Annotated in this window: 17 protein-coding genes and 1 riboswitch; of the genes, 10 read left to right on the forward strand and 7 right to left on the reverse strand. The window is 68.1% G+C overall.

Annotated features, from left to right (window positions below; translation table 11 throughout):
• The first annotated feature begins 214 nt into the window (after positions 1 to 214).
• Positions 215 to 1663 (forward strand): catalase KatA, encoded by a 1449-nt coding sequence (gene katA, locus N0B71_RS11650; protein ID WP_259759030.1) that lies wholly within the window; start codon positions 215 to 217, stop codon positions 1661 to 1663.
• A gap of 134 nt (positions 1664 to 1797) precedes the next feature.
• Positions 1798 to 2262: a bacterioferritin gene (bfr, locus tag N0B71_RS11655; RefSeq protein WP_259759031.1), complete on the forward strand. Its 465-nt coding sequence runs from the start codon at positions 1798 to 1800 to the stop codon at positions 2260 to 2262.
• A 195-nt stretch (positions 2263 to 2457) separates the two neighbouring features.
• On the opposite strand, the gene uvrA is transcribed toward bfr, so the two are convergent.
• A complete protein-coding gene (uvrA, locus tag N0B71_RS11660; RefSeq protein WP_259759032.1) occupies positions 2458 to 5292 on the reverse strand; it encodes an excinuclease ABC subunit UvrA in 2835 nt (944 codons plus the stop codon).
• A 213-nt stretch (positions 5293 to 5505) separates the two neighbouring features.
• Here uvrA and N0B71_RS11665 point away from each other — a divergent pair, with 213 nt between their 5' ends.
• The 3 genes from N0B71_RS11665 to N0B71_RS11675 all read left to right on the forward strand — a co-directional run bounded on the left by N0B71_RS11665 (position 5506) and on the right by N0B71_RS11675 (position 7774).
• The gene (locus N0B71_RS11665) at positions 5506 to 6894 is read left to right on the forward strand and encodes an MFS transporter (RefSeq protein ID WP_259759033.1); all 1389 of its coding nucleotides are present in this window, start codon (positions 5506 to 5508) and stop codon (positions 6892 to 6894) included.
• Positions 6895 to 6912: 18 nt separating this feature from the next.
• Positions 6913 to 7410 carry a single-stranded DNA-binding protein gene (gene ssb / locus N0B71_RS11670; RefSeq protein ID WP_259759034.1) on the forward strand — a complete coding sequence of 166 codons (498 nt, stop codon included), beginning with the start codon at positions 6913 to 6915 and terminating at the stop codon, positions 7408 to 7410.
• Positions 7411 to 7585: 175 nt separating this feature from the next.
• Complete coding sequence (locus tag N0B71_RS11675; RefSeq protein WP_259759035.1) at positions 7586 to 7774, forward strand: hypothetical protein; 189 nt, start codon at positions 7586 to 7588, stop codon at positions 7772 to 7774.
• A gap of 131 nt (positions 7775 to 7905) precedes the next feature.
• Here N0B71_RS11675 and cobJ read toward each other — a convergent pair whose 3' ends face one another.
• The 4 genes from cobJ to cobG are packed head-to-tail and all read right to left on the reverse strand — an operon-like array spanning position 7906 to position 12260.
• Positions 7906 to 9555 carry a precorrin-3B C(17)-methyltransferase gene (cobJ, locus tag N0B71_RS11680; protein WP_259759036.1) on the reverse strand — a complete coding sequence of 550 codons (1650 nt, stop codon included), beginning with the start codon at positions 9553 to 9555 and terminating at the stop codon, positions 7906 to 7908.
• Positions 9555 to 10295, reverse strand: coding sequence for a precorrin-2 C(20)-methyltransferase (locus tag N0B71_RS11685; RefSeq protein ID WP_259759037.1), 741 nt, complete (start codon positions 10293 to 10295; stop codon positions 9555 to 9557). The genes cobJ and N0B71_RS11685 overlap by 1 nt, the downstream gene beginning before the upstream one ends.
• Positions 10295 to 10921 carry a precorrin-8X methylmutase gene (locus N0B71_RS11690; RefSeq protein WP_259759038.1) on the reverse strand — a complete coding sequence of 209 codons (627 nt, stop codon included), beginning with the start codon at positions 10919 to 10921 and terminating at the stop codon, positions 10295 to 10297. Before N0B71_RS11690 ends, N0B71_RS11685 begins: the two co-directional genes overlap by 1 nt.
• Complete coding sequence (gene cobG, locus N0B71_RS11695) at positions 10914 to 12260, reverse strand: precorrin-3B synthase (RefSeq protein WP_259759039.1); 1347 nt, start codon at positions 12258 to 12260, stop codon at positions 10914 to 10916. The genes N0B71_RS11690 and cobG overlap by 8 nt, the downstream gene beginning before the upstream one ends.
• An 86-nt stretch (positions 12261 to 12346) precedes the next feature.
• Positions 12347 to 12586, reverse strand: a riboswitch (cobalamin riboswitch).
• Positions 12587 to 12653: 67 nt separating this feature from the next.
• On the opposite strand from cobG, the gene cbiE reads away from it, so the two are divergent.
• The 4 genes from cbiE (at position 12654) to N0B71_RS11715 (ending at position 16660) form a co-directional block, all read left to right on the forward strand.
• Entirely contained in the window at positions 12654 to 13865 is a 1212-nt protein-coding gene (cbiE, locus tag N0B71_RS11700) for a precorrin-6y C5,15-methyltransferase (decarboxylating) subunit CbiE (protein ID WP_259759040.1), read from the forward strand.
• Positions 13866 to 13867: 2 nt separating this feature from the next.
• On the forward strand, positions 13868 to 14965 hold the full coding sequence (locus tag N0B71_RS11705) for a cobalt-precorrin-5B (C(1))-methyltransferase (RefSeq protein ID WP_259759041.1): 1098 nt from the start codon (positions 13868 to 13870) through the stop codon (positions 14963 to 14965).
• Complete coding sequence (locus N0B71_RS11710) at positions 14962 to 15687, forward strand: cobalt-precorrin-6A reductase (protein WP_259759042.1); 726 nt, start codon at positions 14962 to 14964, stop codon at positions 15685 to 15687. The genes N0B71_RS11705 and N0B71_RS11710 overlap by 4 nt, the downstream gene beginning before the upstream one ends.
• Before the next feature lie 349 nt (positions 15688 to 16036).
• Positions 16037 to 16660, forward strand: a complete 624-nt coding sequence (locus tag N0B71_RS11715; protein WP_259759043.1) for a glutathione S-transferase family protein — start codon at positions 16037 to 16039, stop codon at positions 16658 to 16660.
• A 215-nt stretch (positions 16661 to 16875) separates the two neighbouring features.
• On the opposite strand, the gene N0B71_RS11720 is transcribed toward N0B71_RS11715, so the two are convergent.
• Positions 16876 to 17565: a vWA domain-containing protein gene (locus N0B71_RS11720; RefSeq protein WP_259759534.1), complete on the reverse strand. Its 690-nt coding sequence runs from the start codon at positions 17563 to 17565 to the stop codon at positions 16876 to 16878.
• Complete coding sequence (locus N0B71_RS11725; protein WP_259759044.1) at positions 17547 to 18554, reverse strand: ATP-binding protein; 1008 nt, start codon at positions 18552 to 18554, stop codon at positions 17547 to 17549. The genes N0B71_RS11720 and N0B71_RS11725 overlap by 19 nt, the downstream gene beginning before the upstream one ends.
• A 143-nt stretch (positions 18555 to 18697) precedes the next feature.
• Here N0B71_RS11725 and N0B71_RS11730 point away from each other — a divergent pair, with 143 nt between their 5' ends.
• Entirely contained in the window at positions 18698 to 18832 is a 135-nt protein-coding gene (locus N0B71_RS11730) for a hypothetical protein (protein ID WP_259759045.1), read from the forward strand.
• Positions 18833 to 18854: the final 22 nt, after the last annotated feature.

Below are 18854 nucleotides of genomic sequence, written 5' to 3' on the forward strand. Positions count from 1 at the left end.
GTTTTTCTCTATCGATCAGCTCGAATCAATAAATTGGCTGATCATGCCCTGTGTCACCGATCCTTAACGGCGTCGACTTCTACTGCTTGCTGAGCTGGATCAACAGCCAGGTCGCCAGTGGAGGCGCCTAATTGTCCGTTCGGGATGGCGGGCCGCGCTCACAGCCTTCGTGAAGTGCCGGTCTTCGTCCACCCCGCCGTTGAGGAGAGTAACGATGAGCGACAACACCCGTCTGACGACCGCTGCCGGAGCGCCGGTCGCCGATAACCAGAACGTCCAGACTGCTGGCCCGCGGGGCCCGATGCTGCTGCAGGACGTGTGGTTCCTGGAGAAGCTGGCGCATTTCGACCGCGAAGTGATTCCTGAGCGCCGCATGCATGCCAAAGGGTCCGCCGCCTACGGCACCTTCACCGTGACCCACGACATCACGCGCTACACCCGCGCCAAGCTGTTTTCCCAGGTCGGCAAGCAGACGCCGCTGTTCCTGCGTTTCTCCACCGTTGCCGGCGAGCGGGGCGCGGCGGATGCCGAGCGGGATATCCGCGGCTTCGCCCTGAAGTTCTACACCGAGGAAGGCAACTGGGACCTGGTGGGCAACAACACCCCGGTCTTCTACTTCCGCGACCCGCTGAAATTCCCCGACCTCAACCACGTGGTGAAGCGCGACCCGCGCACCAACCTGCGCAACGCCACGATGAAGTGGGACTTCTTCTCGCACCTGCCCGAGGCGCTGCACCAGCTGACTATCGACTTCAGCGATCGCGGCCTGCCGCGCAGCTACCGTCACGTCCATGGCTTCGGCAGCCACACCTTCAGTTTCATCAACGCCAGCAACGAACGCTTCTGGGTGAAGTTCCATTTCAAAACCCAGCAGGGCATCGAGAACCTCAGCAACGAGGACGCTGCGAAATTGGTGGGCGCGGACCGCGAAAGTTCGCAGCGTGATCTCTACGACGCCATCGACCGCGGTGATTTCCCGCGCTGGACGATGTACGTGCAGGTGATGCCGGAGAAGGAAGCCGCGACCTATCGCTATAACCCCTTCGACCTGACCAAGGTCTGGCCGCACGGCGACTACCCGCTGATCGAGGTGGGCTACTTCGAGCTCAACCGCAATCCGGCGAACTACTTCGCCGAGGTCGAGCAGTCTGCCTTCACCCCGGCGAACATCGTTCCCGGCATCGGTTTCTCGCCGGACAAGATGCTCCAGGGCCGCCTGTTCTCCTACGGCGACGCGCACCGCTACCGCCTGGGCGTGAACCACCACCAGATCCCGGTGAACGCCGCGCGCAACAACCCGCGCATCTACCACCGCGACGGCGCCATGCGCGTGGACGGCAACAACGGCGACATGACCGTCACCTACGAGCCGAACAGCTTCAACCAGTGGCAGGAGCAGCCGGACTACTCCGAGCCGCCGCTGACCCTGGAAGGCAGTGCCGATCACTGGAACCACCGCGTGGATGACGACTACTACAGCCAGCCGGCCGCACTGTTCCGCCTGTTCGACGAGGCCCAGCGGCAGCGTCTGTACGAGAACATCGCCGGTGACATGGCAGGCGTGCCGGAAGCCATCCAGCGTCGTCAGCTCGCGCTGTTCTTCAAGATCGATGCGGCGTACGGCGAAGGTGTCGCGAAGGCGCTGGGCCTGACGCTCGACTGATCTGCAATCGCTTCACCCACCGCCCTCTTCGGAGGGCGGTGGCGTTTGCGGGGCAAAGCGGGCTTGACCGCGGTCATGGCCAGTCGCGACCATAGCGCCGTTTAATTCGCTGTCACGTCCCAGGGAGAAGGCTGATGCAAGGCCACGCCGAGGTTATCGATTATCTCAACACGCTGCTGACCGGTGAGCTGGCCGCTCGCGACCAGTACTTCATCCACTCGCGCATGTATGAGGACTGGGGCTTCACCAAGCTCTACGAGCGTCTCAACCACGAGATGGAAGAAGAGACCCAGCATGCCGACGCACTGCTGCGCCGCATCCTGCTGCTCGAAGGCACCCCGCGCATGCGCCCGGACGACATCCACCCGGGCAAGACCGTGCCGGAGATGCTGGAGGCCGACCTGAAGCTCGAGCGCCACGTGCGTGCCGCGCTGGCCAAGGGCATCGCCCTGTGCGAGCAGCACAAGGACTTCGTCACGCGCGACATCCTTCGTGTGCAGTTGACCGATACCGAGGAAGACCACGCCTACTGGCTGGAGCAGCAGCTGGGTCTGATCCAGAAGATCGGCCTGGAGAACTACCTGCAGTCGCAGATCTGATCGGCCAGATCGCTCACACAGAAGCCCCCGACTTCGGGGGCTTTTGCTTTTAGTAGGAGCGAGCTTGCTCGCGAACCGCCCAACGCCGCTGTCGCCGGGAAGCTCCGTTCGCGAGCAAGCTCGCTCCTACAGAAGGGCCCAAGAAAAAGCCCCTGCGCCGATTGGCGGCAGGGGCTTTTTTCATCCCGGTGCGGATCAGGCCCGATCGCGCTCCAGCAGCGGTTTGAGGAAGTGCCCGGTGTGCGACACCGCCATCGCCGCGACCTGCTCCGGCGTGCCGGTGGCGATGATCTGGCCGCCCTTGGAGCCGCCCTCAGGGCCGAGATCGACCAGCCAGTCGGCGGTCTTGATCACGTCCAGGTTGTGCTCGATGACCACCACGGTGTTGCCGTGGTCGCGCAGGCGGTGCAGCACGTCCAGCAGTTGCTGGATATCCGCGAAGTGCAGGCCGGTGGTCGGCTCGTCGAGGATATACAGGGTCTTGCCGGTATCGCGCTTGGACAGCTCGCGGGACAGCTTCACCCGCTGCGCCTCGCCACCGGAGAGCGTGGTCGCGCTCTGGCCCAGCTTGATGTACGACAGGCCCACGTCCATCAGCGTCTGCAGCTTGCGGGCGATGGCCGGCACCGCGTCGAAGAACGCGCGGGCGTCCTCGATGGTCATGTCCAGCACCTCGGTGATGCTCTTGCCCTTGTAGCGGACCTCCAGCGTCTCACGGTTGTAGCGCTTGCCCTTGCAGACGTCGCAGGGGACGTAGATATCCGGCAGGAAGTGCATCTCCACCTTGATCACGCCGTCGCCCTGGCAGGCCTCGCAGCGGCCCCCTTTGACGTTGAACGAGAAGCGCCCCGGCCCATAGCCACGCGAACGGGCTTCCGGCACGCCGGCGAACAGCTCGCGGATCGGCGTGAACAGCCCGGTGTAGGTGGCCGGGTTGGAACGCGGGGTGCGGCCGATCGGGCTCTGGTCGATGTCCACCACCTTGTCCAGGTGCTGCAGCCCGTCGAACGAGTCGTAGGGCGCCACTTCCAGGGTGGTGGCGCCGTTGAGCGCGGTGGCGGTGATCGGGAACAGGGTGTTGTTGATCAGCGTCGACTTGCCAGAGCCGGAGACGCCGGTGATGCAGGTGAACAGGCCGACCGGGATTTCCAGGTTGACGTTCTGCAGGTTGTTGCCGCGTGCGCCCTTGAGCTTGAGCAACTGCTTCTTGTTGCGCGGGGTGCGCTCGGCAGGCACGACGATCTTGGTGCGGCCGGACAGATAGGCGCCGGTGACCGAGTCAGGATGGTCCATGACCTGCTGCGGCGTGCCCTCGGCGACGATCTGCCCGCCATGCACGCCGGCGCCCGGGCCGATATCGACCACGTAGTCGGCCAGGCGGATGGCGTCTTCGTCGTGCTCCACCACGATCACCGTGTTGCCCAGGTTGCGCAGGTGGGTGAGGGTGCCCAGCAGACGTTCGTTGTCGCGCTGGTGCAGGCCGATGGAGGGTTCGTCGAGAATGTACATGACGCCCACCAGGCCGGCGCCGATCTGGCTGGCCAGGCGGATACGCTGGGCCTCGCCGCCGGAGAGCGTGTCGGCGCTGCGGTCCAGGGTCAGGTAGTCGAGGCCGACGTTGACCAGGAACTGCAGGCGCTCGCGGATCTCCTTGAGGATCTTCGAGGCGATCTCGCCGCGGCGGCCGGTGAGGGTCAGGCTCTCGGCGTACTCGCAGGCCGTGCCCACCGGCATCGCGGTGATCGCCGGCAGCGTCTTGTCGCCCACCCACACATGCCGCGCTTCGCGGCGCAGGCGGGTGCCGTGGCAGTCCGGGCAGGGCTGGGTGCTGAGGAACTTGGCCAGCTCCTCGCGCACGGTGGTCGACTCGGTCTCGCGGTAGCGGCGCTCCAGGTTCGGCAGGATGCCCTCGAAGGGGTGCGCGCGCTTGACGATGTCGCCACGGTCGTTGAGGTAGCGGAACTCGACATTCTCCCGGCCCGAGCCGTTGAGGATGAACTTCTGGTGTTCCGGGTCGAGGTTCTGGAACGGCTCTTCCAGGCTGAAGCCGAAGTGCCCGGCCAGCGAGCCGAGCATCTGGAAGTAGTAGACGTTGCGCCGGTCCCAGCCGCGGATCGCGCCTTCGGCCAGGGTCAGCTCGCCGTTGACGACCCGTCGCGCGTCGAAGAACTGCTTCACGCCCAGGCCATCGCAGGTCGGGCAGGCGCCGGCCGGGTTGTTGAAGGAGAACAGCTTGGGCTCCAGCTCGCTGATGGAGTGGCCACAAATCGGGCAGGCGAAGCGGGCGGAGAAGATCATCTCTTCGTCTTCTTCATCATCCATCGGCGCTACGAGCGCGATGCCGTCGGCCAGGTTGATCGCCGTCTCGAAGGACTCCGCCAGGCGCTGCTGCAGGTCGCCGCGCACCTTGAAGCGGTCCACCACGATGTCGATGGAGTGCTTGAGCTTCTTGTCCAGCTTGGGCACGTCATCCAGCTCGTAGAGCTTGCCGTCGACGCGGGCGCGGACGAAACCCTGGGCGCGCATTTCGTCGAACACCGCCAGGTGTTCGCCCTTGCGTTCGCGGATCACCGGGGCCAGCAGCATCAGCTTGCGGCCTTCGGGCAGCGCCAGTACCTGGTCGACCATCTGGCTGACGGTCTGCGCCTCCAGCGGGATGTCATGGTCCGGGCAGCGCGGAATACCGACGCGGGCGTAGAGCAGGCGCAGGTAGTCGTAGATCTCGGTAATGGTGCCCACGGTCGAACGCGGGTTGTGCGACGTGGATTTCTGCTCGATGGAAATCGCCGGCGACAGACCTTCGATGGTGTCGACGTCGGGCTTTTCCATCATGGAGAGGAACTGCCGGGCATAGGCCGACAGCGATTCCACATAGCGACGCTGGCCCTCGGCGTACAGCGTGTCGAAGGCCAGGGAAGACTTGCCGGAACCGGACAGGCCGGTGATCACGATCAGCTTGTCGCGCGGCAGGGTCAGGTCGATGTTCTTCAGGTTGTGGGTACGGGCCCCACGGATGAGGATCTTGTCCACTACGGCCTCGCTTGGCGGGCGAAAACAGATGAGTATACGGGGCGGGGTCGGCACGCGGCAAAGTGGCGCGTACGTGTCGTTGGACCGCAGGACTGGTAGAATGCGCGGCTATTTTTCGGCGTGGGCGACAACCGGCTCTGCAAGGCCCGGATGACGCCTCGCCACGGGGGCAATGTAGCGCATTCCCGTTTTTCGTCTTTCCATGAGGGGCCTATGCACGATTCCCACACTGAGCGCATGAGCGGCACCGAAACCCGCGCTGCCGCCGGCCTGTCCCTGGTCTTCGCGTTCCGCATGCTCGGCATGTTCATGGTGCTGCCGGTGCTCGCCACCTACGGCCAGGACCTGGCCGGCGCCACGCCTGCCCTGATCGGCCTGGCCATCGGCGCCTATGGCCTGACCCAGGCGATCCTGCAGATTCCGCTGGGCACTCTGTCCGACCGCATCGGCCGCCGGCCGATCATCATCGTCGGTCTGCTGGTGTTCGCTGCCGGCGCCGCCCTGGCGGCCAACGCCGATTCCATCTGGGGCATCATCGCCGGCCGCGTCCTGCAGGGCGCCGGAGCGATCTCGGCGGCGGTGATGGCGATGCTCTCCGACCTCACTCGCGAGCAGCACCGCACCAAGGCCATGGCCATGATCGGCATGAGCATCGGCGTGTCCTTTGCCGTGGCGATGGTCGCAGGCCCCGTGCTGACCCACTGGTTCGGCCTGCACGGCCTGTTCTGGTTCACCGCCGGCATGGCCCTGGTGGGCATGCTGATCATCCTGTTCTTCGTGCCGACCCCCGACCACCGCATGCAGCACCGCGAATCCAGCGTGGCCAAGCAGTCGCTGCTGCCGACCCTGAAGAACGGCGAACTGCTGCGCCTGGACGCCGGCATCCTGGTGCTGCACGCCATCCTCATGGCCAGCTTCGTCGCGCTGCCGCTGGCGCTGGTGGAGCGCGCCGGGCTGCCCAAGGAAGAACACTGGTGGGTCTACCTGACCGCGCTGCTGGTGGGCTTCTTCGGCATGGTCCCTTTCATCATCTACGCCGAGAAGAAGCGCCAGATGAAGCGCGTGCTCACCGGCGCCGTGGCGACCCTGATGCTCTGCGAACTGTTCTTCTGGGAGTTCGGCAACAGCCTCAAGGAACTGGTGTTCGGCATCATCGTCTACTTCACCGCGTTCAACCTGCTGGAGGCCTCGCTGCCGTCGCTGGTGAGCAAGGTGTCCCCGGCCGGCGGCAAGGGCACGGCGATGGGCGTCTATTCCACCAGCCAGTTCCTCGGCGCCGCCGTGGGCGGCATCCTGGGCGGCTGGATGTTCCAGCACGGCGGGCTGGACGGGGTGTTCATCGGCTGCGCCGTGCTGGCTGCCCTCTGGCTGGCGATTGCTGTTACCATGCGTGAACCGCCTTATGTAACGAGTATCCGCCTGCCTCTGTCCGACGAGGCGCTGCGCGATGCTTCGTTGGCTGAGCGTTTCAAGGCATTGCCCGGTGTGAGCGATGTGATGGTGGTCGTGGAAGAAGCGGCCGCTTATGTCAAAGTGGATTCCCAACAAGTTGATCGCACGTCCCTCGCGCGCCTCGCCGGCGCCGAGCAGGCGACGTGCTGAAGCCTTTAGGAGAGCGTCATGGCCCGTGGGGTTAACAAAGTCATTCTGGTGGGTAACGTCGGTGGCGATCCGGAAACCCGGTACATGCCCAACGGCAACGCGGTGACCAACGTCACCCTGGCCACCAGCGAAAGCTGGAAGGACAAGCAGACCGGCCAGCAGCAGGAGCGTACCGAGTGGCACCGCGTGGTGTTCTTCGGTCGCCTGGCGGAAATCGTCGCCGAGTACGTGCGCAAGGGTTCGCAGATCTACGTCGAAGGCAGCCTGCGTACCCGCAAGTGGCAGGGTCAGGACGGCCAGGACCGTTACACCACCGAAATCGTGGTGGACATCAACGGCAACATGCAGCTGCTGGGCGGCCGTCCGGGCGCCGGTGGTGACGACGCTCCGCGCGCTCCCCGTGAGCCGCAGCAGCGTCCGCAGCAGGCCCAGCGCCCTGCGCCGCAGCAGCAGTCCCAGCCCGCGCCGCAACCGGCTCCGGACTACGACAGCTTCGACGACGACATTCCGTTCTAGGTCGAACGGAATCGTCACCCAGAGCGCAGCCTTCGAGCTGCGCTTTTGCGTTTCTGGGACGCTCGTTTTGGCGAAACTTCGTAAGAGTCTTTCTCGCGGGCGAGTATTTAATTAGCTAGCTAATTAAATGATTCTGGCATTGCCTTGATGTACGGCAAAACCGGAGAAGAAAGACATGAGCATTACAGTGACCGAGCGTGACGACGACCATAAATCCCGCGAGTTCCGCGCCCACGGCGGGCGTTGCTGGGATGTGCACCAGGAAGGCCAGTTGGTCGGCATCTTCCATACCGAAGGCGAGGCGCAGGCCTACCGTATTTCCCTGGAGCTGGAAGCACGTTACCGCCACGCGGCGGAGTACTAAGGCAAGAAGGTCCCGTGGCGCCGGCCGCGCCACGGGGCGTTTCCGGTAGGAGCGAGCTTGCTCGCGAACCTCTCGGCACCAGCGCTGCCGGGAAATCTGTTCGCGAGCAAGCTCGCTCCTACAGAAAACGGTCAGCGATACCAGCGCGGCGTGTACACCCAGTCGCCGCCGCCCGCGCGGGGGAAGCGTCGGGTAAGCGACGAGCCGACGATCACCAGGGTGCGCATGTCCACCATGTCCGGCACCAGCTCGCCGAGGGTGACGACGCGCAGCGCCTCGGCCGGGCGGCCGATGTCGCGGCCGAGCACGACCAGCGTGTGCGCTGTGCGATGGCGGCGAACGATGTCCAGCGCGCGCCCCAGTTGCCAGGGCCGCGCCTTGGAGATCGGGTTGTAGAAGGCCATGGCCAGGTCGGCGGCGCCGGCGTGGTCCAGGCGCTGCTCGATGGTCTCCCAGGGCTTGAGGTTGTCCGACAGCGAAATCAGACAGAAATCATGCCCCAGCGGCGCGCCGGCTTTGGCGGCGGCGGCCAACGCGGCGGACACCCCCGGCAGCACCTCCAGTTCGACCCCATGCCAGTGCGGGTCGCTGCTCTCGTGCAGCGCCTCCATTACCGCGGCGGCCATGGCGAACACGCCCGGGTCGCCGGAGGAAATCACCACCACGCGCCGACCGCTGGCGGCCAGCTCGAAGGCGTGGCGGGCGCGTTGCATTTCTTCGCGATTGTCGGTGCAGTGGCGCACCTGATCATCGCGCAGCGGCTCGGCCATCTTCACGTAGGTCTCGTAGCCCAGCAGGTCCTGGGCTTCGTCCAGCGCGCGGCGCACGGCGGGAATCATGAAGTCGCTGGCGCCGGGGCCAAGGCCGATCACGCTGAGTCGCCCGCGCGGCTGGCCGATACCCTCGGCGTCGGCCGGGCTGGCGGCGCGGTGCAGGTGGAAGGAGTCGCCCTGCAGCACGGCTGGCGGCAGCTCGTCGTCGCCGTCGATGAAGCGCAACGGCACGCCCAGCTCGCCGGCGGCATCGGCCAGGGCCGGATCGGCCATGCGGCAGCGGGGCGCCACCAGCGCGGCCAGCGACGCTTCGGCCAGCCCGGCTTGGGCCAGGCCCTGGCGGATGCGCTCGGGCAGTTGCGAATCCACCAGGGTGACATGGGCGAGGACGAGGCGCGGGTGGATGCGCAGCTCGTTGTACGCGATGCCTTCGGCGCGCGCGTCGATGCGCAGGGTATGCGCGGCATCGTCGGCCAGTGGCAGGTCCAGCTCGTCCAGCCAGGGCGCGTCGCCTTCGATGCGCAGGCTATCGCCGCCCAGCAGGTCGGAAACGAAGCGCTTGCCTTGTTCGATGTCCGCCAGCGCGTAGCCCGGAGGCGGATCGAGCAGGCAGGCGCCGAAGCGCAGTTCGCCGCTGGTGGTGATGGCCGGGGGCACCTCCAGCGCGGCGGCCATCTCGCGAGCCATGCGGTTCACCCCGCCGAGCCCGCCAAGCAGCGGCACCACGGCGCTACCGTCTTCGGCGACGGCCAGCACCGGCGGTTCCCCGCCCTTCTCGATGAGCAACGGGGCGAGGGTGCGGATGACGATGCCGGCGGCGCACAGGGCGATGATCGGGGTGCCGTCGCGGTAGAGCTGGCGCAGGGTGTCGCCGAAGTTCGCGTAGGACTCGTCGGCACCTTCGACGCGGTCCTTCAGGCCCAGCACACGCGCCTGTGGATAAATGCCCTGCAGGCGCCGCGCCGTGGCCAGCGCGCCCTGGCCGAGAATGACGATGGCCGCGCGCATCAGCCGTTCCACCGCTGGCCGGGGATGACGATCATCGAGAAGTACGGCGAGGCCATCGGGTCGACCTCGTCCAGCGCAACGATGCGCTGCTCGCGCATGGTGGCGCGCTCGACGTAGTGCGCGCCGCCGTCGCGGCCCAGCTCGTGCAGCACGCGGCGGACCTTGTCGAAGTTGCGGCCGAGCTTCATCACCACCGCCGCGTCGGCGTCGGCCAGGCGGCGCTTGAGTTCCTCTTCCGGCAGGACGCCGGACAGCACCGACAGGCTCTGGTTGCGATACACCAGCGGCACGCCGAGCACCGCCGCGCTGCCGAGCATCGAGCAGACGCCGGGTACGACTTCGGTGTCATACCGCTCTGAAAGACGGTCATGCAGGTACATGTACGAGCCGTAGAAGAACGGATCGCCCTCGCAGATCACCGCCACGTCGCGGCCGGCATCCAGGTGCATCGCCACTTGCTGGGCGGCGGTGTCGTAGAAGTCGCTGATCACCCCTTCGTAGGTCAACGGCGGCTCCAGCTTCTCGGTGGTCACCGGGTAGACCAGCGGCAGGCGCTGCTGCTCATCGAGCAGGTGTTGCTCGATGATGGCGAAGGCGTTGCCACCCTGGCCGGCATGGTGCTTGGCCTTGGCCACGAAGTAGCCGATCACCGGGGACGCGCGCAGCAGGCGCAGGGCCTTGAGGGTCAGCAGTTCCGGGTCGCCGGGGCCTACGCCCAGGCCGATGAGGCGGCCGGTCATCACTCCACCTCCGTGGCCAGGGCGTTGACGGCCGCGGCGGCCATCGCGCTGCCGCCACGGCGGCCGCGCACGATCACGTAGGGCACGCCGCGGCTGTCGGCAGCGAGGGCGTCCTTGGACTCCATGGCACCGACGAAGCCCACCGGGAAGCCGAGAATCAGCGCCGGTTTCGGTGCGCCGGCGTCGAGCATTTCGAGCAGGTAGAAGAGGGCGGTCGGGGCGTTGCCGATCACTACCACGCTGCCTTCCAGGTGTTCGCGCCAATGCTCCAGCGCCACTGCCGAGCGCGTGTTGCCCAGCTCGCGGGCCAGCGCCGGAACATCCGGATCGTTGAGCGTGCAGATCACCTCGTTGTGCGCCGGCAGGCGCGCACGGGTGATGCCCTCGGCGACCATCCGCGCATCGCAGAGGATCGGCGCGCCGGCGGATAGCGCCGCCCTGCCGATGGCCCCGGCGCCCGCGGAGAAGCGCAGGTCCTGGACGACGTCGACCATGCCGCAGGCGTGGATCACCCGCACGGCGAGTTTCTCAAGGTCCGCGGGGATGGCGGACAGATCGGCTTCCGCGCGAATAGTGGCGAAGGATTGGCGGTAGATCGCCAGGCCGTCGCGAATGTAATCAAGCATCGATGGAGACTCCGGGGGCGGCCAGTAGATCGCCGGCGGCCTCGAGGGACAGGTTGCGCGCCAGCGGGTGGCCGAAGCCGGCCAGGCCATCGGCGCGACGGAACAGGTCATAGCGGCCGTCGGCGACGGCCAGCAGGGTGTAGGGGGCCACGTGGGCGGCGGCGCAGGAGCGCGGGCAGCCGCACAGGTGCACGCCGGCGGGCGGCGCATGGCGCAGGCGTTCGGCCAGGCGCAGGGCGTCGGCCTTGGTGTCGGCCAGCCCGCGGGCGCAACCGCTGGAGCCACTGCAGGCGACCAGGCGCGAGAGCGGCTGCGCGGCATCCACCAGCAGGCCGAGGTTGGCCAGCGCACCCAGCACCACGGCAGCGTCGGCCTGCGCCACATCGGGCAGGATGAGGCTCTGCCACGGTGTCAGGCGCAGCTGTCCGCCGCTGAAGCGTTCGGCGAGATCGGCCAGGCCGAAGAGGGTGGTGCTGTCGAGGCGTCCGAGGACGAATCCCGCGCCGATCATGGCGTGGTCCGGCAGGCGTTGCGGATGAATCCCGAGGTGGCCGAACGCCCGTGGTGCAGGACGCCGCCAGTTATCCACAGCCGGTCCGAGCTGCAGTTCGAACGGCAGGCGCTGTTGCAGGCGCTCCAGCAGCAGGTCGTCGCGCAGCATCTCGCGCAGGTGGCGCAGGCGCGTCTGGCCGTCGCCGGCGAGATCGAGGAACAGGTGCAGCAGGGTGTCCACCAGCACGGGCACCTGTGCGGCGGTCACAGCGGCGAGGGCAGGGCGATCGGTGGCGCGCTGCGGCGGGCAGCCGGCCAGGCCGACGGCGAACAGCGGCGCGGCGTCGGCGGACATGGCCGACAGCCAGATATCGTTGGGATGCTCCAGCATCGCCAGCGCTTCGCCGGCGTCCAGCTGGATGCCGAACTTGGGCGACAGGCCGTGGAAGCGCGGGGTGCGTTCCAGCAGGTCGAGCAACTGGCGGGCGAGCGGACTGGCATCGAAAGCGCTGCCAGGGTCCAGGCCCAGCGCCGGGCTGACCAGCAGGTTGCGCACGTCGTCCGCCGCCAGCTCGCGGGGGCCGAGGCCGGCCGCCAGCAGGTCACGGCTAAGCGCGCTTTCGGCGCCGGCGTGCACGCCGCGGATCTGCAGGTTGGCGCGGTTGGTCGCTTCCAGAACGCCGCCGGCGTGGCGCTCGGCGGCCAGGGCAATGGCGCGCGCGGCGGTGGCATCGAGTTGCCCGCACGGCAGCTTGATGCGGCAGATGCCGCCATCGCGGGAGGCCACGATACGCAGCAGGCCGGGGCAGGCATGCGGGCGGACGGGCAGAGCGGAGGAGTCGTGCACGGTGGTCACCAGGGCTGGGTCGCGGTGACCTGCGAATCCCCACAGGGGATTTCACGACACCGATACACCCCGCTCGATGTCTGCACGCGCGACTGGTTTCGTCGGCAGGTCTCCTGGCTGGCAGGTCCTCATCCAGCGCGGCCTTCCCGGTTGCCCAGTGGCCTGGCCGGCGGCACGGAACATCGTTCTCGTGCCGCCGCATTGCGCGGACTCGCTGCTTACAGTTGCGGGGGCAGCCACGGCTTAACCGTGTTCCCTCTTCGGCTCTGGGAAACCCACCGTGAAAGGCGAAGCGTCCTACGAGCACCGACGAAGCGGGTATTATGCCTGCTTTGCCCGACGTCAGGAAAAGCCTGCCCGTCGGATCGATCGTCGCACCCCAGAGGACATTTCATGACGCCCTGGCTGACCATCGTCGGCATCGGCGAGGACGGCTATGCCGGCCTCGGCAAGGCCGCGCGCCGCGCCCTGCTCGCCGCCAGCGAAGTGATCGGCGCGCCGCGCCAGCTGGACCTGCTGCCGCCTTGCCTGGGCGCCCGCCGCCAGGCCTGGCCGAGCCCGTTCAGCCTGGAGCCGGTGCTGCGCCGGCGAGGTGAGCCCACCTGCGTGCTGGCCAGCGGCGACCCGATGCTGTTCGGCGTCGGCGCGAGCCTCGCCCGGCAGGTACCATCCGAGGAAATGCTCGTGCTTCCCGCGCCGTCCTCCGCCTCCCTGGCCGCGGCGCGGCTGGGCTGGGCATTGCAGGACTGCACGCTGCTCTCGCTGGTGGCACGCCCCTTGGCCGCCCTCCATGCGCAGATTCACGATAGCGCGAAGCTGCTGATCCTCAGCAACGATGGCAGCAGCCCGGCCGCCATCGCCGCGCTGCTGCGCGAGCGGGGGTTCGGTGCCAGCCGCCTCAGCGTGCTGGAGCACCTGGGCGGTGATGCCGAACGACGCATCGACGGGCTCGCCAGCGACTGGTCGACGAGCGAGACCGCTGCGCTGAACCTGGTCGCGGTGCAGTGCGCGGCGGGCGCCGAGGCGATTCGCCTGCCATTGACCACCGGCCTGCCGGACGACGCCTACCGCCATGACGGCCAACTGACCAAGCGCGACGTGCGCGCCGTCACCCTGGCGCGGCTGGCGCCCCGGCCGGGCGAGCTGCTGTGGGACGTCGGCGCCGGTTGCGGCTCCATCGGCATCGAATGGATGCGCGCGCACCCGAGCTGCCGCACCCTGGCCATCGAAGCCAACGAAGGGCGTCAGGAACATATCCGCTTCAACCGCGATGCGCTTGGCGTGCCGGCGCTGCAACTGGTCTGCGGCGCGGCGCCGGAAGCCTTGCAGGGGCTGGAGCGGCCCGATGCGATCTTCATCGGCGGCGGCGTGACCCTGCCCGGCGTGTTCGAACAGTGCTGGGAGCAGCTCAAGCCCGGCGGCCGGCTGGTGGCCAATGCCGTCACGCTGCAGAGCGAGTCCCTGCTGCTGAGCTGGCGCGCCCGCATCGGTGGCGAGCTGACCCGGCTGTCGGTGTCTCAGGCCCAGCCGCTGGGCGGCTTCGATACCTGGCGTGCGGCGTTGCCGATCACCCTGCTGGACGTGTGCAAGCCTCTGGCCGACTGACGATGCGCGAAGAGACTTCCGAAGCACCCCGCCCGCTGCGCAGCGGCTACACCACCGGCAGCTGCGCCACGGCCACCAGCTTGGCGGCGGCGCGCCTGCTGCTGACGGGTGAGGCGCTCGACGCGGTACAGATATCCCTGCCCAAAGAGCGCAGCGCGACGCTGCGCCTGGCGTTCTGCCGGCTCATCGCCGAGGGTGCCGAAGCCGGCACGCTGAAGGATGCCGGCGACGACCCGGACGTGACCCACGGTGCGCTGGTCTTTGCCCGCGTCACCTTGAGCGCCGAGCCGGGCGTACGCTTCCGGGCGGGCGAAGGTGTCGGCACCGTCACCAAGCCGGGGCTGGTGCTGGCGGTGGGCGAGCCGGCGATCAACCCGGTGCCGCGGCAGATGATGCAGGCCAACCTCGCCGCGCTGGCGGCGGAGTGCGGCTACACCGGCGGCTTCGACGTCACGATCAATATCGAAGGCGGCGCCGAGCTGGCGCTCAAGACCATGAACCCGCGCCTGGGCATCCTCGGCGGCCTGTCGATCCTGGGCACCACCGGCATCGTCCGGCCGTTCTCCTGCTCGGCCTACATCGCCTCGATCCAGCAGGGTATCGACGTCGCCCGCGCCAACGGCTTCCGCCACCTGGCCGCCTGCACCGGCAACGCCAGCGAGGACGCCATGCGCCGTCGCTACGGCTTCGACGACACCGCGCTGATCGAGATGGGCGATTTTGCCGGCGCCGCGCTCAAGCACCTGCGCAAGGTGCCGGTGGAGCGCTTCAGCGTCTGCGGCGGCTTCGGCAAGATCAGCAAGCTCGCCGCCGGCCACATGGACCTGCACAGCCGCCACTCCAGCATCGACCTGCCGCAGCTGGCCCAGTGGGCGGCGGACATCGGCGCGTCGGCGCAACTGCAACAGCGCATGCGCGACGCCAATACCAGCCAGCAGGCACTGGCGCTGTGCCGCGCCGAGGGCATAGCGCTGGGCGATGCCGTCTGCGCCCGCGCGCTGGCTTTTGCCCGGCGCATCGTGCCCGCCGAAGTGACGCTGGAAGTCTTCGCCATCGACCGCCAGGGCAACCTGGTGGGCGAGGCCCTGGAGGTGCGATGAAGCGAGTATTGCTGCTGGGCGGCATCGGCGAGGCGCTGGCCATTGCGCGCCGTCTTGGGCCGCAGCACCTGTACAGCCTCGCCGGCCTCGGTAAGGTGCCGGACGACCTCGCCTGTGAGGTGCGGGTGGGCGGTTACGGCGGCGCCGAAGGCCTCGCGGACTTCATCCGCCAGCGCGGCTTCGACCTGCTGCTGGACGCCACCCATCCCTACGCCGCGCAGATCAGCGCCAACGCCGCCTGTGCTGCGCAGCTGGCCGGCGTGCCCTGCTGGGCGCTGCGGCGCCCGGGTTGGCAGGCGGGCGCCGATGATGACTGGCGCGAGGTGGCCGGTTGGCCAGCGCTGATCCAGGCGCTGGAACCATTCAGGCGCCCGCTGTTCACCCTGGGCCGCGAGCCGCTGGAACACCTGGACGAGATTCCCGCCCACCAGCACTGGACCGTGCGCTGCCTGCAAAGCCTGCCCGGCAACGCGCGCGCCGACGTACTGGGCGCGCGCGGGCCGTTCTCCCTCGACGGCGAGCGCGACCTGTTCACCCGCCTGGGCACTGACGTACTGGTGAGCAAGAACAGCGGCAGCCAGGCCACCGAGCCGAAGCTGCAGGTCGCCCGCGAGCGCGGCGTGCCGGTGCTGATCCTGGCGCGGCCGGTGTTGCCCGCGGTGGACCGGGAGTTCGACAGCGTCGAGTCGCTGTGGGCGGCGCTGGAGCGCGGCCTGTCGTAGGCAACTGTCTTCATCTGAAAATCCGTGCGTGTATTTCCCTCTCCCTAACCCTCTCCCTTCGGAGCGGGGCGCGCAGCCAGGGCGGGGGAGAGCGCAGGTGCGATGCTTCAGGTAGGAGCGAGCGTGCTCGCGAACCCTCGTGTCGCGCATTGCCGCAGGTCGCCCCTCTGCCACCGAGCCACCCGGACGGTTCCATTGAACGACCCGGCGCGGCGGTGTTCACAGCTTCGTAGTGGTTCGCGAGCACGAACTCGGCGTCCCCCTCGATCCTACGAACGTTGTCGCGATGCTTTTCCGGCGCCCCGCTGGCCTCTAAGCTGGGCCCCGGTTTTCACAGGGAGTGACACCAATGCTGCGAATCCTCGGCCGCGCTTCATCCATCAACGTGCGCAAGGTCCTCTGGACCTGCGCCGAGCTGAACCTGCCCTACGAACGGGAAGACTGGGGCACGGGTTTTCGTTCCACCGCCTCGGCGGAATTCATCGCGCTCAATCCCAATGCGATGGTGCCGGTGCTGATCGACGGCGACTTCGTGCTCTGGGAGTCCAATGCCATCTGCGGCTACCTCGCCACCCAGTACCCGCTGGACGAGTTGCTGCCCACCGCACCGCGCGAGCGGGCATTGGTGGAGCAGTGGATGGGCTGGCAGGCCACCGAACTGAACACTGCCTGGCGCTACGCATTCATGGCCCGGGTGCGCAACAGCCCGAGCCACACCGACGAATCCGCCATCGCCTTGAGCGAGGCGCAGTGGAATCACTGCATGGCGCTGCTGGATCGGCAGCTGGAGCGCACCGGTGCCTTCGTCGCCGGCGCCTGCTTCAGCCTCGCCGATGTGGTACTCGGCCTGTCGGTGAACCGCTGGTACCTGACGCCCATGCAGCGCCCGGAGCTGCCGGCGGTGGCGGCCTACTACGAGCGGCTGAGCGAGCGCCCGGGGTTCCAGGTGCATGGGCGCAATGGGGAGCCTTGAGGCAATGCCCTGACGCATCAACCCCTCACCCCAGCCCTCGGCTTTGGCATCCAGCGTTGCTCTATCTCCTGCCTCCATGCAGTCGTCTCCCCAAGGGGGGAGGGGGACGTTCGGCGTAACGTGTTTTTATGGACGTCAGCCGGCTTGTTCGGGGTAGATGAATCGCTCGGGGCAGTCCCCTCTCCCTCCGGGAGAGGGTTAGGGTGAGGGAGCTTTCAGCGAGTTTTCGCTGAAAGCTCGCTGATCGGCCGATAGTCCGCCTCAAGCTCTACCGCCAGCTTCCTGGCCCTGCCCAGTCGCACGCCGCCGCCTTCGATATCCACCAGCACCGTCGGGCAGTTCAGCGGCTGCAGCGTCGGCCAGTCGCGCAGGCGGCCATCGGTCAGCACCAGCAGGCGCTGGTGTTCGGCCGGCTTTTGGCGCTGGCGCTGGTCCAGCCATTCGCGGGCTTGCCCGAGGGCTTCGATCAGCGGGGTGCCACCGCCGGCGCCGAGTTGTGCCAGCCATTGCTGCAGCTGGCCAGAAGCCTTCTGGCCTTGCCACAACCAGCGCGGTTGCGCGCCGGTGGCGTGCAGCACGGCGAGGCGCGCGCGCTGCCGGTAGGCCTGTTCGAAGGTGTCGGCGAGCAGGCCCTTGGCCTGGGCCAGGGCGCCGTGGCGGCGGGTGCTGGCAGAGGCGTCGACGATCACCAGCCAGAGCTCGCCGGGCGTGCGGCTGCGCGCGCGCAATACCAGGTCGGCGCGCCGTTGCGGGCGGCCGTTGCGCAGGGTAGCGGGCCAGTCGATGCGGCCGTGCGCGCCCGCTTGGCGGGCGCCGCTGCGGCCGCCGGCGAGCTGGCCGGGTCGGGGGGTGGCATCCGCGCCTGGGGCCGGGCGCGGGCGGATGCTCAGGGCTTTTTTGGCCAGCCCGTCAATTGCCGGCGCTCCCCCATGGCCACGCTCTGCGCGGGCAGTTCGCCCCAGTGGCCTTCGCCGTTGGAGGCAGAGGACGGTGCGTGCGGCTGGCTGGAAGCGGACTGCGGCGGCGTGGTCGGTTGGGACGGCGCATGGCGGCGGCGGTGGGCGAGGGCGAAGTGCTCCACGGCATCGATGTCCTGCGCCTCGATGGCGCTGGCGCCACGCCAGGCGGCATGGGCACGGGCGGCGCGCAGCCAGACCAGGTCCGCGCGCAGACCGTCGACGCCGGCGGCGTGGCAGCGCTGTGCAATGGTCTCCAGCGCGGCGTCGTCCAGGGGGATCGCAGCCAGGTGCTGGCGCGCGTCAGCGCAGCGCTGTTGCAGGGCCAGTTGCGCGCCCTGCCAGTGCGCCAGGAACGCCTGCGGATCGGCATCGAAGGCCAGGCGGCGGCGGACGATCTCGGCGCGCGCGGTCGGCGCGGGCGCGCCTTCCAATTGCACCTTGAGGCCGAAGCGGTCCAGCAGCTGCGGGCGTAGCTCGCCTTCCTCGGGGTTCATGGTGCCGATCAGCACGAAGCGCGCCGGGTGGCTGTGGGACAGGCCGTCGCGCTCGATCAGGTTGACCCCGCTGGCGGCCACGTCGAGCAGCAGGTCGACGAGGTGGTCGGGCAGCAGGTTCACCTCATCCACATAGAGCACGCCGCCGTGGGCGTGGGCCAGCACGCCGGGGGAGAACTGCGCGCGGCCTTCGCCCAGCGCCGCGTCCAGGTCGAGGGTGCCGACGATGCGTTCCTCGCTGGCACCCAACGGCAGAGTGACGAAGCGCCCGCCGTCCAGCAGGTCGGCCACGCCGCGCGCCAGGGTGGACTTGGCCATGCCGCGCGGCCCTTCGATCAGCACGCCGCCAATGGCGGGGTCGATGGCGGCCAGGCACAGGGCCAGCTTCAGCTCATCGGCACCGACGACGGCAGCCAGTGGGAAATGGAGAAGGGCGCTCATGGGGATGTCCTGCGGATTTCGTCCGTGCATGGTAGCGAACCGGGCGTAGGAGGTGCGACCCGTCTCCATCGGATCGATAGCTTCAAGTCATTGATCGGCGCTGCGCGATGCAGTACCTTGGCCCCACGTCCACGGAGAACATCATGCCGTCCAGCCTGTCCATTCAGTCCCTCGCCCGCCTCGGTGCCATTGGCTCCGTCGCTGCTCGCGTGCAGGTTCTGGCTGCTGCTGCCGGCTATTTCTTCTATGGGTATTGGTTTAGCCAACGGCGCGCCTGATACCCCACAGGCGCCCTAGCAA

This window comes from Pseudomonas sp. GCEP-101, from assembly GCF_025133575.1.
GTDB lineage: Bacteria > Pseudomonadota > Gammaproteobacteria > Pseudomonadales > Pseudomonadaceae > Pseudomonas > Pseudomonas nitroreducens_B.

Excerpts from the sequence above, each read along its gene's own strand:
- katA (WP_259759030.1), top strand. The coding sequence starts at position 215 with ATGAGCGACAACACCCGTCTGACGACCGCTGCCGGAGCGCCGGTCGCC.
- bfr (WP_259759031.1), top strand. The coding sequence starts at position 1,798 with ATGCAAGGCCACGCCGAGGTTATCGATTATCTCAACACGCTGCTGACC.
- N0B71_RS11665 (WP_259759033.1), top strand. The coding sequence starts at position 5,506 with ATGCACGATTCCCACACTGAGCGCATGAGCGGCACCGAAACCCGCGCT.
- ssb (WP_259759034.1), top strand. The coding sequence starts at position 6,913 with ATGGCCCGTGGGGTTAACAAAGTCATTCTGGTGGGTAACGTCGGTGGC.
- N0B71_RS11675 (WP_259759035.1), top strand. The coding sequence starts at position 7,586 with ATGAGCATTACAGTGACCGAGCGTGACGACGACCATAAATCCCGCGAG.
- cobJ (WP_259759036.1), bottom strand. The coding sequence starts at position 9,555 with ATGCGCGCGGCCATCGTCATTCTCGGCCAGGGCGCGCTGGCCACGGCG.
- N0B71_RS11685 (WP_259759037.1), bottom strand. The coding sequence starts at position 10,295 with ATGACCGGCCGCCTCATCGGCCTGGGCGTAGGCCCCGGCGACCCGGAA.
- N0B71_RS11690 (WP_259759038.1), bottom strand. The coding sequence starts at position 10,921 with ATGCTTGATTACATTCGCGACGGCCTGGCGATCTACCGCCAATCCTTC.
- cbiE (WP_259759040.1), top strand. The coding sequence starts at position 12,654 with ATGACGCCCTGGCTGACCATCGTCGGCATCGGCGAGGACGGCTATGCC.
- N0B71_RS11705 (WP_259759041.1), top strand. The coding sequence starts at position 13,868 with ATGCGCGAAGAGACTTCCGAAGCACCCCGCCCGCTGCGCAGCGGCTAC.
- N0B71_RS11710 (WP_259759042.1), top strand. The coding sequence starts at position 14,962 with ATGAAGCGAGTATTGCTGCTGGGCGGCATCGGCGAGGCGCTGGCCATT.
- N0B71_RS11715 (WP_259759043.1), top strand. The coding sequence starts at position 16,037 with ATGCTGCGAATCCTCGGCCGCGCTTCATCCATCAACGTGCGCAAGGTC.
- N0B71_RS11725 (WP_259759044.1), bottom strand. The coding sequence starts at position 18,554 with ATGAGCGCCCTTCTCCATTTCCCACTGGCTGCCGTCGTCGGTGCCGAT.
- N0B71_RS11730 (WP_259759045.1), top strand. The coding sequence starts at position 18,698 with ATGCCGTCCAGCCTGTCCATTCAGTCCCTCGCCCGCCTCGGTGCCATT.